We start from the raw sequence: 16,643 nt of genomic DNA on the forward strand, positions 1-16,643 counted from the left end.
CCGGATTTAATATCCGTAGACTATTAGAGGAGTGAATTATTATGAAAAGGGTACTTTCCGGCATTCAGCCAAGCGGCCAGCTGACGCTTGGCAACTACATCGGTGCAATGCAGAACTTCGTGAAGCTTCATGAGACGGAAGAATGCTTCTTCATGATCGTGGACCTGCACGCCATTACCGTTCCGCAGGAGCCTGCAGCGCTGCGCGAGCAGTCGGAGGCCGTTGCCGCTCTGTTCATCGCGGCGGGCATTGACCCGACCAAGGCGAGCGTATTTCTCCAATCCCATGTTCGCGGCCACTCGGAGCTCGGCTGGCTGTTCACGACGCTGGCCTACATGGGTGAGCTCGAAAGAATGACGCAGTTCAAGGACAAATCAGCAGGCAAAGAATCGGTCGGCGCCGGCTTGTTCGTCTATCCGACACTGATGGCGGCCGATATTCTGATCTACAACGCGGATCTCGTACCGGTCGGAGACGATCAGAAGCAGCATCTGGAGCTGACGCGCGATCTTGCACACCGGTTTAACACTAGATTCGGTAACTATTTCAAAGTGCCTGAGCCTTATATTCCTAAGGTCGGCGCCCGTATCATGTCGCTGGACGACGCTAGCAAGAAGATGAGCAAGAGCAATCCGAATCCAGGCAGCTACATAGCGCTCTTGGACCCGCCGGACGTCATTCGCAAGAAGATTAGCCGCGCGACGACCGACTCAGGTCGCGAAGTGATCTATGACCCAGCGAATAAACCAGAGATCAGCAACCTGATGAGCATCTTGTCGCATTGCGGCAACTTGTCGCTTGAAGACATTGTTTCCAAGTATGAAGGACAAGGCTATGGCGCGTTCAAGAAAGATGTGGCCGAGGCGGTCGTCTCTGTCATCGAGCCTCTTCAAGCCAAATATAATGAAATCCGCAGCTCCGGTGCAATTCATGACATCTTGAAGCAAGGTGCGGAGAAAGCTTCCGTTGTTGCAGATAAGACGCTGGCAGATGCGAAGGAGCTAATGGGCTTCCTCGCTCCGAAACGATAAGACGAATCATGCTATAAAGATGGGGCTGTCCAGAAAGCCAGTGACAACTGACGTTCTAGACAGCCCCTTATTGCAATGGATGCAGGAAATTGACGAACGATTAGGCTTGGCCTTCGGCACGTCTGCGCAGGCGCGCTTTGAGAATAAAGCCATAGCCGACATTGAACAGTGTCAGCAGGGCGAGCAGAATGGCGATCCAGCCGTTATGGCTGATCATGATGGCGGTAGCACTCATTAGAATAATGGATGAGACGGCGAACCATAGTGACAACGGTTTGGACAACGTAATCACGCTCCTTCATAGATGGTTGAATCATGAATGTAATTTTGCTGTGGGAAAGCATATATATTCGAGACCCGTGCCATAATAACTTTGCAAGCTTGCAACCCATTACATCGTGCAGAGGATGAAAGGAGATTTTCTTTATGGCAAGCCAATCCCGCAGCAGCAACCAACTGGTGGTACCACAAGCAAGCCAAGCTCTGGCACAATTGAAAATGGAGGCGGCGCAATCCCTCGGCGTACAAATTCCAGCTGACGGTTACTATGGCAATGTCTCCACTCGCGACGCAGGCTCGCTTGGCGGTTACATTACGAAAAAATTGGTGCAAATTGCTGAGCAGCAGCTGTCCGGCGGACAATATCGCTAACGTTTAATTATACACATGCGAGAAGCTCAGGGGCAACCCCTTGAGCTTTTTCGCTGTCGGTCTAATCAGACATCAGACTAATTAATTGTGAAGAAAAAAAGGCCCCGCGTCAATACGTCAGTACGTATTCATGCGGAGCCGTTTCTCAAGCCGCTTGTCGCTCAGCCAGCCGACATATGAGCCTACCGTTTTAAAATCTTTATCCATCATGAGAACCGCAACGAACGGGTATTGTTTGCGGTGCCGGTAGCGGACGTCGCTCCATCTGACCTCATAGCCCCAGGAATGCTCTTTGACGTCGGCGCAGGCGAAAGAGGTGATATACAAGAACGATGCGATCGATGGGTCGTTCTTCGATTTCTCGACGGCTGGATGGGAGGAGCAGTTGACCTGATGGAGCCATCGGAGATGGTTGCTTCGCAAATCTCCGATCACGAAGCTGCCGTCCTTCTTCTTCTTCACAACGTTCCAGTCATGAAGCGAAATCGTCGGAATGAGCCAATACTTGTCGCCCTCGTTTTTAAGTTTATCGAGCGATTCCACCAACGCCTTCTGCCGAAAATGAACGGTTGTACGCCACACATAATATACAGCGAGTACCCCATATAGAAGTGGAAAGACGATCGCTGGATTGACGAGACCGAACGCCCATACGGAGATGGCAATTACGTGAGAAGTAAAGATGACCGGGTCGAAGATGTGGATAATGTTCCAAGAAATCCACTTATTCGAGAACGGCTTTATCGCTTGCGTTCCGTATGCGTTGAACAGATCGGTTATGACGTGAACGCAGACGGAAAGCAGCACCCACCCGATCAAATGCAGCCAAGGAAGCGAGCCTCGATAGAAGAGCTGCAGCACGATGGAAATAAGCGCGGTCCAGACGACAATGGCCGGGATAGAATGAGACGCCCCTCGATGGTTCCGAATATACGATGCATTGCCTTTGAAGCGGAACAGTGTATCAAAGTCAGGAGCCTGCGAGCCGATGACCGTTCCAATCAGCACTGCAGTATGCACCGTACTATTGCCAGCAATAACCGGGTCAACAGCTGCTAGGCCGCCCAGTCCAAGGCCGATAACGAGATGCGTTCCCGTATCCAAGTCGGGATTCCCCTTTCGTTATGATATAATGTGGACGTTGTACCGTTAGTGTCGGTCGACCTGCGCAATATCATACCCGGAAGATGAAATCGTTCGCCGAAAGGAATATGAGCCGTGTACATATGTTTTGCGGAATACCGGATATTACCGGAATTTAGGGATTCGTATCTAACATTATCCAATGAGCTTGTCCGGACATCATCGGATGCTCTTATTGTATATGAAGGAACCGACCAGCCCAATCTGTTCGTTGAGCTTTGGTCGGCTGATTGTGAAGAAGCGGCTGAGCGGATCAAAAGAGAACGCTGCAGCGAGCGCTCTCCATGGCGGCAGGTTGATAACTGGGTACAGGGGGGAAGGGCGAAAGTTCATGTCTGGACGTTCCGCCCGGCTGTACCTGTCATCTCGCGCCATTAATAGCTTGATGTCAACAGAGGCTCTCTCTGTGTCTGCGTCATTGGCGTTGCCTGCGTTACCTTGCCGCCAGCGAACGGATACTCGTAGTTGATCGGCCCGTCGAACGTTACGTAGTCCAGATTTAGCATGAGCAGCAAGTAACGCATGCCCGTAGCAGGATCGCTAATAATAATATGGTCGCGGCCAGCAGCTTCGATGACACCTTTGAAAATTTTGGCGTTCCATTCTCTGTTGTTCTCGTATGTCATGTAGAACGTACCAACCTTGCCGCGGTTCAGGCGCAAAATGTTCTCGATATAGGACTCCTCGGATGCCGGAGTTGGAATGTTCGTTCCTATTGGCGTAACACCGGAGCCGCTCGCGACAAGCGGAGGCATTGCTGTTACTCCAGGCATAGCGGGCAGTCCAGGCATTGCTGGCAATCCAGTCACAGTAGGCATCATCATTGGCATACCGCCCATCGGAATTGAAGCGTTCATCGTCGTTGTTGTCGGAGCGGATACGCTGGCGCCGGCAACCGGAAATGGACTTGCGGCGCTGAAGCCGTATGAGTAGCCGTAACCGCCTTGGGACGCTGGACTGACAGCCGGTTTGTGACCGTAACCGTTAGACATGTTGTGATTCCTCGCTTTTCCTAAGTAATATTAGCCTTGCTTAATAAACGGATGGACAATCTTGACTCGAAGGAGCGAAGAAGCAGTGGGCTTTGAAGCGGCCTGTATTCCGTTGGTTGTACCAAGTACCCGGGCAACCGCCCGCCGGACGGAAAAACCAGAGCGCATTCGAAGCGGGATGCTGACGCTCGCCGTTAATAATGCGTTTTGCAAGATTAACTTCGCTCTCACGTGCCTTCTGGTAAAAGTAACTCTTTTGCGTCGCCTCGAAGCCGCCGGGCGATTGATATACCATCTGCGGGATCGAGCGAATATTTTTGAAGTCCAGACAGTTGCCGCGTACGCGGTTCACGCCAACGTTGCCTACCATCAGCATACCAAGATCTCCTTCACCTTCCGCCTCCGCTCGCATAAGGCGGGCAAGCATTCTAATATGCTCGGTGCTTGCTTTGATGACCGCCATGTCGTTAATCGCTCACTCCTTCTGGGCTTTCAACTACATTCCCATCGTATGCGCGGCAGGCGGAATGGTGACTATGGGCAGGAGTTTATGTTGAATGGACTCCTGCGAGTTCGACAAATCGTCATGGGATGGTGTCAAATTGATGAACAGCAGGTGCGAACATTGTCAATGCTAGTATTTTTCTGTATGATTAGTACGATTCGATCAGGTATGCCGTCTGTCGGCTGCCTGCTGCAATGGAACGGGAGGCTTTTTGTGTGTGGAAAGATTGGATAGAGCTAACGAAGCCGGGACTATTGCGGCTTAACGTAGTTGCTGCCTTCGGGGGCTTCTGGGTCGCTTCCAAATGGAGCTTCGACTGGTGGAAGCTGCTCTTTATGTTGATTGGGACAACGCTGGTCATGGCTAGCGCTTGCGTGATCAATAACTACTGGGACCGCGAGCTGGACAAGAAGATGACCCGTACGCAGGAACGCGCGCTGCCTAGCGGAAGACTGAACCCAGGTGCGGTGCTCACTTACGGGATCGTACTCGGTGTCGTCGGCGTGACCGTATTGTTTACGCTCGTCAATACGATTTGCGGCATTTTGGGGCTTATCGGATTATTCACTTATATCGTCATCTATACGATGTGGCTCAAGAGAACGTCGACGTGGAGTACGTCGATCGGGGGCATCTCCGGGGCGATGCCGCCTGTTATCGGCTATTGTGCGGTAACGGAGACGGTTGATGCCGGAGCATGGATTTTGTTCGCTTGGCTGTTCCTGTGGCAGCCTGCGCACTTCTGGTCGCTGGCGATTCGCCGCGTCGAGGAGTACCGCGCGGCAGGCTTTCCGCTGCTACCGGTAGTAAAAGGAATCGAGCGCACGAAGCTGCAGATGATTCCCTATATTGCATTGCTTATCCCGACAGGCATACTGCTCTATACTTACGATCACGTCGGATATGTATTCCTCATTCTGTCGACGCTGCTGAGCGCTGGCTGGCTCGTTCAGACACTCATGGGATTTCGCGCTCGGAATGTGGACAAGTGGGCAAAAATTAATTTTTTGATTTCCGTTAATTATTTGATGATTATTTTTATCGTAATGATGGCGGATACCACGCACGTATCCTAATTCAAGGTGTGGAGGAGAGCGGACGATGCAGTTTTTGTTGAAACATTCTTTCAAGTTGGCTGTATCAGCATTGGTTGTCTTAATGGGGATTTATTTGTATTTAACGTATGGCGGTTCTTCGGACGGCTCGCAGAAGCTGCCGGTTATGTATTCAGCGCCTGATTTCACGATGACCGATGCGATTAGCGGCGAGGACGTCAAATTTTCCAACTCGAATGGCAAGGTTCGACTCGTATATTTCTACTGGGCTAACTGTCCGGACGTATGCCCGCCGACAACGCAGCTTATGTCGCAAGTACAGGACAAGCTGCAGGCTGACGGGAAGTTCGGAACCGACGTCGAGTTCTACTCGATCACATTCGATCCGGAGCGGGACACGCCTGAGGCGATTAAGAAGTACTCGGAGAAGTTCCATGCCGATTACAGCGGCTGGAAGTTTCTGCGGGGCGAGGAGCAATCGACTGCCAAGCTTGTGACGCAGTTCAACGATATGTTCGTCGTTAAGGATCCCGAGACGAATGAGTACGCCCATCTTGATCTGATTGTGCTCGTCGACCGAGAAGGCAATGTGCGCAAATATATTGAAGGCAACCATGACGGCACGCCTACGACTGCAGACACCATAATGAAAGATATTCGTTCCGCGCTTAAATCATAATCACATCCATGATGAATGGAACAACGTTATCCGCTGTACATTATGATCGCCATAGGCATCATAATGCAGCGGTTTTTTCATGTTACGTGAGATTACGATTACGCCGCCAAGGCTAATCGAAGTCTTCTTTATTGAATGGGACGGAGCTTGGATCTGGATAGACGATGTAGTCTTCAAGCCCTGCCTTCTCGAGTTGCTCGATTAAGTAGTCCTCCGGCGTGCTCTCGACTCCGGGATAGCCGCGGCGGGTGTACAGATGCTCGGCGTCGGGGAACAAGTCGCGGAGCAGCCCGCGGATGCGGCGTCCGGATGAATCGTTATCCATAAACAAATACGGCTGCCGATCGCCTACCTGCTTACGCAGCATCTCTAATTGCGCGCTGCCTGGTGTTCCATATGTACAATAAACGGGGACGTCCGGCTGAAGAACGCGGCGCAGCCGGCTGCGGTCGTTCTTGCCTTCAACGATAATTGCAATATCCATAGCGGCTTCACCTCACCTATATTGTATCCACCTCGGCCTTATTATGCTAGCGTCAGAAGATCGGGGTAAAGGGGAACAAAGCAAGGCTGGCTGCTTACGTAAGTGATCGTCCTGATCTAGTCCAAACAGTCCGCTGCTTGACGCAGCGGACTGTTGATGGATGGTTGTGATTACCAGAAACAGCCGGAGAACACAATCACAAGGAGAATGAACAGTACGAGAATTACGCCTGTGGATGTCCAGAGACCGCCGACATGTCCGCCGCAGCCTTTTACAGGATCAGCATAGCTCATTTATATTGTCACCCCTTTACTGTTCATGGAGGTCACGTGTACCGTCGTGACGACTGCCATTCCGTGATACGTTGTAGTGTATGTAAGGAAAGAGGGGGCGACTTGTGCATCTACCTAGAAGACGAAAAATGGGTTGTCGTAGAGATGCGGCGCGGACCATGGAATGGCAGTATCGCTGCAGCTGCCATGAGTGCGACGAATGCAAGGAAGTAGGGCGAGACGCTGTCACGAAGGACGCCGGCGGCCATCGGTCCGATGAATGCACCGATTGAATAAGCGATCGAGAGAAGAGAGAACGTCTGCCCGTAGCGCTCGCCGGCACTTAGGTCAATGAGCAGCGTTGGGAGCGCCGGTAATATGATCCCCTTTGCCATTCCAAGCATGAACAGCATTGAAGCAAGCGGAAGCGGCAGTCCAATCGCAAGGAAGAAATAGAGTATTGCCAGCATAACCGCTCCCCATAGCGTCCGCATGTAAGGAGAGAAGCGGTTCAAGAACAACATGCTAAGCGTCACGAGTGCGCCGAAGCTGACGACGGAGAATAAAATGCCTGTCGTCATGATCGAGGTCCCGTTGTGGGCATCCGCCATGAGAGGCAGCTCGAATGACAGAATGCCTTGCGCACAGCTCGTTGCTATCGGCAGGACATAGACGGCCCAAGGCAGCGCCCGTCCTTGCGGCCGTTGTGCTGCGGATTGGCCGGGCAGCAGCTTTGATTTACCGCCTCCGCTGGGGTGATGATGGGCGTCAAGCGGGGGACGTCCGGCTGATTGCTCGAGTGTGGTGTCGTCAGGAGCAGCAGTGGGCATACCGACGGTCATTGATTGCGTCTCGCTGTTCTTCATAGGAGGGGTGGCATCGCGCTCATGAATAAAGAATAGTGCACAGATCGCCGTCGTAATGAGAAGCCAGCCGAGATACTCGAATGCGCGGGTGAAGCCGATCTGAGCGACGAGCAAAGCGCCGGCTGCCGGCGAGAAGACGGAGGCGAACGTATGGACCAGCCCATTGCCGGCCATCAGCTTGCCCTGCTTAATCCGGTCCGTCGTAATTCGCGCCAGCAGCGACATACAAGCAGGAGACAGGAAGGCGAGCACGAACCCGCTGACGGAGCGGAGTGCGAGCAGCTGCCACGGATTAACGACCTGCGCTTGAAGAAGAAGAATAATTCCGGCGCATAGAAGGCTTAGGACGATGAACAGCCGGCTTCCGAACCGGTCGACGCCGATTCCGGCGATCAGATTGCCAGGCAGATGGGTGATGGAGTAGATGCCCATCATAAGACCGATGAATGACGGAGCGGCGCCAAGGGAGACAGCGAATGGAGTCAGAATCGGATACTGGGCATGCAGATCAAAAAAAGCGATGAACAGAAACAAATAAAGCCACACGGCTGTCTTCACACGTTTGTCCTCCTTCAGTATGCTTGCGTATGATCGCTTAATAATAACTTGTACGCGCCGAGGGGACGGGTTATGCCGCTTGTGTCAGACTCGTGCGTTTACCAGCGGCCTATCGTCGGGTATAATGATTAATAGATTTTTGTAATGAATGCATAGGCAAGGTATAATAAGGGGGATCAACCGTACAATGCTGCTTATGAATTTCAACTATGATAGTGAAACATGGCAAACCTTTCTTCAGGACAATTGGCTCGTCCTTGCGCTTGCACTCGTTGCTTTATTCATCGTTATCCGCATTGTGAAGACATTTGTGAAATGGGCGCTCGTTGCCGTGATCGTCATTGGTGTCGTCACTTATAGCGGTTATACGCTGGATGACGTGAAATCGCTGGGCACGAAAGTAACGGAGAGCGTTAAGCAAGAAGCGATTGCCGCTATGGCTGGCGAAGCGAAGGACGCGACTTACACCGCGAACAGCGACGGTTCATTCACGGTGAAGACAAGCAATCTCGAGCTGACGGGCAAGCCGGGAGACGCTGAGGTTGAAGTGAAATTCCGCGGGGCAAAGATTGGCTCGCTTAAGATTGATGATGCAATTCGTACGCTGATTGACACGGCGAAGAGCAACAGTTAGGCCGATTCCGCTCATCCAGGTATTCGAAAGGAGCGGATCATATGGTATCATGGATGCAAGGATTAACGGCGTTAGAGCCGGTGGCGCTGGCCGTGCTGGCGCTGCTGCTCGGATCGCTCGTTCATGGATTGATCAAAGGCGCATCGGGCTCCGCGAAGCGTCTTTTCTTTTTTGTATGGGATGGCATACTGATGCTGATCTGTATCGCTGCGGCATTGAAGGCGGCGTCGCTGCTGTCCCCTGTCGCATCGAGGCTGCTGGGGGGTGTCCATCTGCCTAATCAAGAGGTCGGCTCACTGACGCAGCTGTGGTATACCTTCGTAACGAGCTTCCGGGATTTTGCGCTGTTCCGCTATGGCGTGCTGCTGCTGATCTGTTATGCGGCGTTCCGCTGGCTCCTCGCTTATGTAACAGCTCCGATCGAGCGGTACGTGTATCGATTCGGATCGAGAAGCGGCAGGGGGGGAAGTGACGAGGATCGTTCTACTATACCGGGAAGCAGGCTGGCGAGCCGGGCAATCGGCGGGATGATTGGCGCCGTTCACGGCGCGGTTCGATCGCTGCTGCTTATTGCGGCGCTGTTCATCTATACGACGTTGTCGCCAAGCGGGCCGTTCACGACGCAAATTCGCTCCTCAGAGGTATACAGTGAAGCTTCGGCGCGGCTGCTGGAGCCGGTGGCTGGTAAGCTGTTCGATGAACAAGGCCCGGTGCTGACGAAGGCGGTCGGAGACGAGCTTCAGCGTATCATACAGAGAAAATATGAGATTGCCGACTATGCCATATCGGAAGATATTTCCGCTGCAGCGTTGACTGTAACTAAGGATGCGCAGACCGACGAATCCAAAGCCCGCGCATTATATCGCTGGGTTGGGACTCGTATCGCATATGATTGGGATAAAGCACGCAATTATGAGCAGAGGGGCATATGGAAGGAGCAGACGCCGGAGGATACGTTCGCGACCCGTCTTGGGGTATGCATCGATTTTGCGAGACTGTACGCGGTTATGGCCAGAGCATCGGGGCTTTCGGTTCGGGTTGTTACCGGCCAAGGCGGTACAACGGCGAGCGGCTTCGGTCCGCATGCGTGGAATGAAGTCCAGATCACAGGTACGGATGGCCAGCCGGCGTGGGTGCCGCTTGATGCGACATGGGCGATGTCGGGCGACTGGTTCAATCCGCCGGATTTCGAGAAGACACATATTGCTGATCGTGAAGTATAAGGAGTAGTGAGGCACATTTCGGGAAGGAAGCAAAACTTTTTCCCGCGGTGTTCGTTAAGTATAAAGGGTATGCAGCGGTTAAGCTGCTAACGTAAGCGGAAGGAGATAGACAGGTGACGGAAGATCAGCAGAAGCGCGAAATTGTAAACCGTAGACATTTTTCGTTTCGGCTCAATGCATTCTTTTTTATTACGTTTCTATTGTTTAGTGTCCTGATCATAAGGCTGGCAATTCTACAATTCGTGGAAGGACCGACACTGAAAGCGGAAGAGAACAAAATAAGCTCGACAGAGGTGAAAATTCCGCCGATACGGGGGAATATACTCGATTCGAACGGTTATCCGATCGCCTACTCGACGTCGACGCAGTCACTTTACTATAAGCTTGATCCAGACATTCGGAAGAATTTGAAAAGCAAGACGGCGAAGGAGCAGCAGAAAGAAATCGAGGAGCGGATGCATCCGTTCGCGGAGCGGCTTTCTTCGATATTTGCCGAGTTCGGCGAATCGGCTAAGCAGATGACGGCGGATGACGTGCTGCGTCAGCTCGATCTCGGATTTAAGAAGAATACGATATCTACGCCGCGCCGGATCAAGTCCGATCTGACGAATGAGGAAATCGCTTATTTCATGGAGAACCGCGACTTGTTCGATGGAATCGACATTATTGAGGAGAGCGTACGCCATTACGATAAAGGCTCGATTGCGGTACAGCTTGTCGGGTATTTGAAGAAGTTTAACTCTGCCGTTAACTCGCTCGACTTCTATGCCGAGAAGAAGGAAGAGACGACAGATCCGAAGCTCAAATATTTGGACCAGGAAGACGTCGGCATGGACGGCATCGAGCTGATGTACCAGGATGAGCTGCGGGGCAAGAATGGTTTGAAAATATATCCGGTTAACGCCTTGAGCAAAATTATCGGTCCGCCAACGATTACGAACCCTGAGAAGGGGAACGACCTGTATTTGACGATTAATAAGGATGTGCAGCTGAAGACCGAGCAGGCGATTACCGACCATCTCGCCTATTTGAAGACGAGTCCGGACATCCTGAAGGTGAATCAGAAGCCGAAGACAGGCTATGCGGTCGCGATGGAGGTTAATACGGGTAAAGTAATCGCTATGGCGAGTATGCCTGACTATGACCCGAACATTTGGGCCGGGGGCAAAATTAGTCCGGAGGATTACGAGAACAGTATTTATATGCTGAAGAACGGAACGATCCGCGAGGTGCTTGCGCCGTATGAGGATGAGAAGGAAGCGGGACGCCACGCGCCGTCGCTCGTTATGCTCGGTTCGACGCAGAAGCCGTTGTCCATCCTCGTCGGATTGAACGAAGGCTTATTCACAACAAGGACGACCTATAACGATACGGGCGCGTTCTACTTTGGCCGTGAGGGCAGCAAGGTTAAGATCGGTAACGCTTTGGGCCATGCTTATGGTAATCTCGATCCGGCTCTTGCAATCGGCAAATCGTCCAACCCGTTCATGGCGGCTATGGTCGGACAGAAGATGTACGAGAAATACAGAGGAACTAAGGGCGTCGACACTTGGGATCGTTACATGAAAGAATTCGGCCTTGGCGTGAAGACAGGCAGCGATTTGCCGTTCGAGTCTGAAGGCGTCGTCGAATATTACCACGAAGCCGAGACGGCAAGTGTGCAATCGGCGCTTATTCGGGCATCGTTCGGTCAGCAGGCCCGCTATACGGTGCTGCAGCTTGCCCAATATACCGCGGCGCTGGCGAATCAGGGTAAGCGGATGAAGCCGCAATTCGTCGAGAAAATTATGACGTCCGACGGACAGCTAGTTGAGAGCTTCAAGCCGGAGGTGCTCAATACGATCGATATTCCGAAAGAGTATTGGGAAGAAGTGAAGCGCGGCATGAAGCTGGTTAACGTAAGTGCAGCTTTCGCTGGCGTAAACTACACGTATGCAAGTAAAACTGGTACGTCGCAGCAGTCCGTCGGCGGTAAGACGGTCGATAACGCTGTGTTTATCGCTTACGCGCCAGCTGACGATCCAGTGCTCGCTGTTGCGGTTGTCGTACCTGAGGGCGGCTTCGGCGCGAAGGGTGCTGCACCGATCGCACGCAAAATATTTGATGCGTACGATGATGAGATTGGTCTCTACGGAGTGCCGCGCAATCCGTCGAATAAAGCGGCAGCAAGCGCGAATGCAAATGCGAGTGCTAATGCAGCCGCAGGAACAAATGGAAGTGCGGACGCGAATGCCAATAATGGCGCGAACGGCGCTGAGGGCGCGAACATGGAATAAGAATAATGATCGAAACTGCAATTCGCAGCATGAGAAGCAAGGAGGCTGTTCTTTCTCCCGAAGCGGGGGAGGGACGGCTTCTTTTTGTGCTCGAAACCAAATGAATGATTTTGCACTTGGGAAACTTTTTTGCATAGAATAAAGAAGAGTATTACTGGACTACGGAAGGGAGACATTGATGTCAATGAAGCGTGGAACAATGAACGACGGAGCGGTCAAAAGGTGGATTATGACGGTGCTGTATATCGGGATAATGCTCGCATTGTTCGGCTGATAATGGTGGGAGCGTATGGCCTAAACGAATTTTTGACGAGGCTTCCTCGACTAAAGTCGGGTTTCTCTGCTGTACTTCGGAATGTAGGTTGCGTTGATGAAATATGCTACAATATCGGAAACAGAAAATCGTGCGGCTGATGGCGATACGCAGCCGCATACCGCCGATAGGGGAGGCCTTACTGGATGGCTACATACAAACTGGTTGCATTAGATATGGACGGCACTCTGCTTAATGATCAACAGGAAGTCAGTGAGACGAACCGGCGTTGGATACGAAAGGCAATGGAAGCGGGTGTAATTGTCTGCTTCTCGACGGGGCGAGGGTTTCGCAGCGCGCTTCCTTATGCGGAGCAGCTGGGCCTTATGAATGTGCCGATGGTGACGGTGAACGGCAGCGAGATTTGGTCACGTCCGCATGTGCTGCATAGACGTACGCTCGTCGATCCAGAGACGATTCGACGGCTGCACCGGCTGGCGCTGCAGTACCCGGAGGTATGGTATTGGGCATATTCGACCGAAGCGGTGTACAACAAGGAGACGTGGATTAACCCGGCTGATGATTATGCAGGGCATCACTGGCTAAAGTTCGGTTATTACACGGAGGACGACCGCGCTCGGGAGGCGATTTTCCAAGAGGTGGCGTCGTGGGGCAATCTTGAAATAACGAATTCGTCACCGTGGAATTTGGAGATGAATCCGCTCGGGATAACGAAGGCGTCGGCGCTTCGGGAGCTGTGCACGATGTTGAAGCTCGACATATCTGAGACGGTAGCGGTCGGTGACAGTCTGAACGATATTGCGGCGATCCGAGAAGCGGGATTGGGCGTTGCGATGGGTAACGCGCAGGATGAGGTGAAGCGTGCAGCGAATGTGGTGACGTTCACGAATGAGCAGCACGGCGTCGCTGAAGTATTACGTAAGTATGTATTGAAAGCGAAGGTGTCATTGTAAATGCTTGAAATTATTGGGTGGATAGTCGTCATCCTGCTGTTTGTGATCGGGATGGCCGGTGCGGTATATCCCATTCTGCCAGGTGTCGTGGCAATTTATGCTGCTTTTTTTGTATATGGTTTATGTATCAGCTTCTCGCCGTTCGGGTTCTGGTTCTGGACGATTCAGACCATTATTCTTGTGGCTTTATTCATAGGCGATTATGCCATCAATGCCTGGGGAGTCAAAAAATTCGGAGGCTCGCGCGCTTCCGTTGTCGGCAGTACAATCGGCGTCATTATCGGACCGTTCGTCATTCCGGCATTCGGCCTTATTATTGGTCCATTCCTCGGCGCGGTAATCGGTGAAATGTTCTTCGCTAATGCAAGCTTCGAGAAGTCGATGAAGGTCGGACTCGGATCTGTTGTTGGCTTGTTCACCGGTACCGTCGCCAAGTTCGTCTTGCAATTGTTAATGATCGTGCTGTTCTTCATTTGGCTTTGGCTTCTTTAAAATTTAGAGGAGTTGAGAAGAATGGTAAGCGTGACAGTATGGAACGAATATTTGCACGAGCAATACAATGAAGAAGTACGCCGCATCTACCCGGACGGCATTCATCAAGCAATCGCCAGAGGCATAGGCGATGAGAGTATTCAGGTGCGGACTGCGACGCTGCAGCAGCCGGAGCATGGACTGACGCATGACGTGCTCGCGGAGACGGATGTGCTGATCTGGTGGGGGCATATGGACCACGGCCGGGTAGAGGATGCCATCGTCGACCGTGTTCATGAGCGCATTATGAACGGAATGGGGCTGATCGTGCTGCATTCCGGCCATTTCTCCAAGTTGTTCAAGAAGCTGATGGGCACGAGCTGTGATTTGAAGTGGCGTGAAGCGGGCGAGAAGGAGCGGATTTGGGTTGTCAATCCGGCCCATCCGATCGCTTCGGGGCTGCCGGAGTATATGACGATTGAGCATGAGGAGATGTACGGCGAGCACTTCGACATTCCAGCGCCGGACGAGCTTATCTTCGTCAGCTGGTTCGAAGGTGGCGAGGTGTTCCGAAGCGGCTGTACGTTCTATCGCGGCCAGGGCAAAATCTTCTATTTCCGTCCAGGGCACGAGACGTATCCGACATATTATAACCCGCAAGTGCTGAAGGTGCTCAAGAATGCTGTACATTGGGCGGCTCCATCGCAAGCGGCGAAGCCGGTGCGCGGCAATCATCAACCGCTTGAACCGATTGACGGCAAGGCGTAAAATAAAATAACGGTACTTACAATCAGAAGCGGGCGGCACAATCGCTCCGGGCTTCCGGCTGCTCGTAGCCGGAGGAGCCGGACGAGCGTGCCGCTTTTTTTGATTTGGTGTGAAGGCAGCTAATGCCTTCAATGTTAGAGAATGCAATGATGGAGAGGACGAAGCTTAATATTATGCTCAAGAAGGACTCATTAATTAAAGGAACGATCATCCTTGCCGCAGCGGCGCTGGTGGCACGCGTGCTTGGCATATTCCAACGGGTGCCGCTCGATTATATGATGGGCTCGGGCGGCGGCGCGGCGATGGGATTGGCGAACAGCGTCTATCTTTGGCTGCTCATTATCGCAACCGGCGGATTGCCGAGCGCGATCAGCAAGATGGTGTCTGAGCGGCATGCGCTTGGCAAAGCCGGTGAAGCGCAGCGTATATATAAAGCGGCGCTGTTATTCGGTATCGTAACGGGTATCGTGCTGGCGTCAGCACTGTTCTTATTGGCCCCGTGGTACAGTTCTCATGTGGCGCGCACTCCGCTGGCGGATCGTTCGATCCAAGCGATTGCGCCTGCGCTTCTGCTGTTCCCGACAATTGCAATGATGCGTGGCTATTTTCAAGGCCGTCAGATGATGACCGCTGGCGGGATCTCGCAAATTATAGAGCAAATATTGCGTGTTCTGATTGGCGTCGGGCTTGCTCTCGCCGTTGTCTCGGCAGGCTGGGGGGACCGCTGGGTTGCTGCTGCCGCATCCTTCGGCAGCGTCGTTGGCGGAATCGGCGCGCTGCTTGTGATGATGTGGTACGGCCGCAAGCTTGGCTTGCAGGATGCTGCCGAGGTGAGAGCCGGTAGACTGCGGTTCGAACGGTCTAATCTGCCTTTTCGTTCGATCTACAAGGAGCTATTCTCGATGTCACTGCCGATCGTCGTAACCGCGATGACGGTTAATCTGGTGTATATGTTCGATCAATCGTTTCTCGTTCGGCTAAGCGGCAGCTTTTATACCGCTCTTGAAGCCGATCAAGTGCTTGATGCGTTCGGATTGAAGGCGATCTCGATCGCAGGCATTCCGCCGATTCTAGCAATCGCTCTCAGCTCATCGATTATTCCGGTTATCTCCTCCGCCTATACGACGCGTAATATGGATGAGGTTCAGCGGCAATCGTCGCTTGTGATGCGCATCGTTGTGTTTACTGGCGTGCCGGCGGCGCTTGTGCTGACTGTTGCAGCGCAGTCGGTTACGGGCCTGCTGTTCGAGGATGTATCCGGCGGCGGCATCGTCGCCGCGCTGACCGCAGGGACGATTTTCCAAATTTCGATGATGACGAGCAACTCTATTCTGTACGGCTTCGGCAAGCCGAAGACGCCAATGATTAACACCTTTATCGGGCTTGCTGTACTCGTGCTCGGAAGTATTGTGCTTGGTCCGGTGCTTGGGATGTACGGCTTCATTATCTCCTCAACGCTCTGCTTCATGATCGTGACAGCGCTCAATATTCGTGCGATTCGTCAAGACGTTCCGCTTGCGACGCTCGGTAGGCGTTGGACGGGCTATATTGTAACGGTTGCGGTTGCCGCGGCAGCAGGCTATGGAACCGATTACGGCGTTCGAACGCTGTTACTTAACGCGCTGCCGGATAAGCTGGTTTATTTCATTGGCTGTATTGCTGCAGGAGCCGTTGCTGGTGTGCTGTACCTTGTACTGCTCGTGGTGCTGCGTGTCGTTCAGCCGACGGATGTCCGTTCGTTCCCTGGGCCGCTGCGCAAGCTGTTCAGTCCACTTATGCGAATTGCGCCTGTAGCTGACCGAGGTTAA

The 16,643-nt window shown here is 52.6% G+C and carries 19 protein-coding genes; 12 read left to right on the forward strand and 7 right to left on the reverse strand.

Annotated elements, in window-relative coordinates:
• The first annotated feature begins 41 nt into the window (after positions 1–41).
• On the forward strand, positions 42–1,031 hold the full coding sequence (gene trpS, locus PXY01_RS11835) for a tryptophan--tRNA ligase (protein WP_127570130.1): 990 nt from the start codon (positions 42–44) through the stop codon (positions 1,029–1,031).
• A 100-nt stretch (positions 1,032–1,131) separates the two neighbouring features.
• Here the strand turns inward: trpS and PXY01_RS11840 are convergent, their stop codons facing one another.
• Entirely contained in the window at positions 1,132–1,314 is a 183-nt protein-coding gene (locus tag PXY01_RS11840) for a DUF5325 family protein (protein WP_127570132.1), read from the reverse strand.
• A gap of 143 nt (positions 1,315–1,457) precedes the next feature.
• Between PXY01_RS11840 and PXY01_RS11845 the strand changes: the two genes are divergently transcribed.
• Entirely contained in the window at positions 1,458–1,682 is a 225-nt protein-coding gene (locus PXY01_RS11845; RefSeq protein WP_127534088.1) for an alpha/beta-type small acid-soluble spore protein, read from the forward strand.
• Positions 1,683–1,799: 117 nt separating this feature from the next.
• On the opposite strand, the gene PXY01_RS11850 is transcribed toward PXY01_RS11845, so the two are convergent.
• Complete coding sequence (locus tag PXY01_RS11850) at positions 1,800–2,786, reverse strand: metal-dependent hydrolase (protein ID WP_127570134.1); 987 nt, start codon at positions 2,784–2,786, stop codon at positions 1,800–1,802.
• A gap of 114 nt (positions 2,787–2,900) precedes the next feature.
• On the opposite strand from PXY01_RS11850, the gene PXY01_RS11855 reads away from it, so the two are divergent.
• Positions 2,901–3,203 carry a hypothetical protein gene (locus PXY01_RS11855; protein ID WP_127570136.1) on the forward strand — a complete coding sequence of 101 codons (303 nt, stop codon included), beginning with the start codon at positions 2,901–2,903 and terminating at the stop codon, positions 3,201–3,203.
• Here the strand turns inward: PXY01_RS11855 and gerQ are convergent.
• The gene (gerQ, locus tag PXY01_RS11860; protein WP_127570138.1) at positions 3,200–3,817 is read right to left on the reverse strand and encodes a spore coat protein GerQ; all 618 of its coding nucleotides are present in this window, start codon (positions 3,815–3,817) and stop codon (positions 3,200–3,202) included. The two genes, PXY01_RS11855 and gerQ, sit on opposite strands and share 4 nt — an antisense overlap.
• A 40-nt stretch (positions 3,818–3,857) precedes the next feature.
• Positions 3,858–4,280 (reverse strand): cell wall hydrolase, encoded by a 423-nt coding sequence (locus PXY01_RS11865; protein ID WP_127570140.1) that lies wholly within the window; start codon positions 4,278–4,280, stop codon positions 3,858–3,860.
• A 236-nt stretch (positions 4,281–4,516) separates the two neighbouring features.
• On the opposite strand from PXY01_RS11865, the gene cyoE reads away from it, so the two are divergent.
• Both cyoE and PXY01_RS11875 read left to right on the forward strand, forming a co-directional pair.
• Positions 4,517–5,398, forward strand: coding sequence for a heme o synthase (cyoE, locus tag PXY01_RS11870; protein WP_127570141.1), 882 nt, complete (start codon positions 4,517–4,519; stop codon positions 5,396–5,398).
• 25 nt (positions 5,399–5,423) lie between these two features.
• Complete coding sequence (locus PXY01_RS11875) at positions 5,424–6,056, forward strand: SCO family protein (RefSeq protein WP_127570143.1); 633 nt, start codon at positions 5,424–5,426, stop codon at positions 6,054–6,056.
• A gap of 112 nt (positions 6,057–6,168) precedes the next feature.
• Here PXY01_RS11875 and PXY01_RS11880 read toward each other — a convergent pair whose 3' ends face one another.
• From PXY01_RS11880 to PXY01_RS11885, 3 genes are all read right to left on the reverse strand, one after another.
• Positions 6,169–6,540, reverse strand: coding sequence for a DNA primase (locus tag PXY01_RS11880; protein ID WP_127570145.1), 372 nt, complete (start codon positions 6,538–6,540; stop codon positions 6,169–6,171).
• A gap of 170 nt (positions 6,541–6,710) precedes the next feature.
• Positions 6,711–6,833 carry a hypothetical protein gene (locus tag PXY01_RS23065; RefSeq protein WP_262385096.1) on the reverse strand — a complete coding sequence of 41 codons (123 nt, stop codon included), beginning with the start codon at positions 6,831–6,833 and terminating at the stop codon, positions 6,711–6,713.
• A 110-nt stretch (positions 6,834–6,943) separates the two neighbouring features.
• Positions 6,944–8,236 carry an MFS transporter gene (locus tag PXY01_RS11885; RefSeq protein WP_127570147.1) on the reverse strand — a complete coding sequence of 431 codons (1,293 nt, stop codon included), beginning with the start codon at positions 8,234–8,236 and terminating at the stop codon, positions 6,944–6,946.
• Positions 8,237–8,423: 187 nt separating this feature from the next.
• Here PXY01_RS11885 and PXY01_RS11890 point away from each other — a divergent pair, with 187 nt between their 5' ends.
• The 7 genes from PXY01_RS11890 to PXY01_RS11920 all read left to right on the forward strand — a co-directional run bounded on the left by PXY01_RS11890 (position 8,424) and on the right by PXY01_RS11920 (position 16,643).
• Positions 8,424–8,870 carry a hypothetical protein gene (locus tag PXY01_RS11890; RefSeq protein WP_246027899.1) on the forward strand — a complete coding sequence of 149 codons (447 nt, stop codon included), beginning with the start codon at positions 8,424–8,426 and terminating at the stop codon, positions 8,868–8,870.
• Positions 8,871–8,911: 41 nt separating this feature from the next.
• Positions 8,912–10,093, forward strand: coding sequence for a transglutaminase domain-containing protein (locus PXY01_RS11895; protein WP_127570149.1), 1,182 nt, complete (start codon positions 8,912–8,914; stop codon positions 10,091–10,093).
• A 113-nt stretch (positions 10,094–10,206) separates the two neighbouring features.
• Positions 10,207–12,369 (forward strand): peptidoglycan D,D-transpeptidase FtsI family protein, encoded by a 2,163-nt coding sequence (locus PXY01_RS11900; protein ID WP_127570151.1) that lies wholly within the window; start codon positions 10,207–10,209, stop codon positions 12,367–12,369.
• A gap of 459 nt (positions 12,370–12,828) precedes the next feature.
• Entirely contained in the window at positions 12,829–13,596 is a 768-nt protein-coding gene (locus tag PXY01_RS11905; RefSeq protein WP_127570153.1) for a Cof-type HAD-IIB family hydrolase, read from the forward strand.
• Positions 13,597–14,088, forward strand: a complete 492-nt coding sequence (locus tag PXY01_RS11910) for a DUF456 domain-containing protein (protein ID WP_127570155.1) — start codon at positions 13,597–13,599, stop codon at positions 14,086–14,088.
• 21 nt (positions 14,089–14,109) lie between these two features.
• A complete protein-coding gene (locus PXY01_RS11915; protein ID WP_127570157.1) occupies positions 14,110–14,835 on the forward strand; it encodes a ThuA domain-containing protein in 726 nt (241 codons plus the stop codon).
• Between the two features lie 122 nt (positions 14,836–14,957).
• Entirely contained in the window at positions 14,958–16,643 is a 1,686-nt protein-coding gene (locus PXY01_RS11920; RefSeq protein WP_246027900.1) for a polysaccharide biosynthesis protein, read from the forward strand.

The organism is Paenibacillus xylaniclasticus, from assembly GCF_004001065.1.
Taxonomy (GTDB): Bacteria; Bacillota; Bacilli; order Paenibacillales; family Paenibacillaceae; genus Paenibacillus_T; species Paenibacillus_T xylaniclasticus.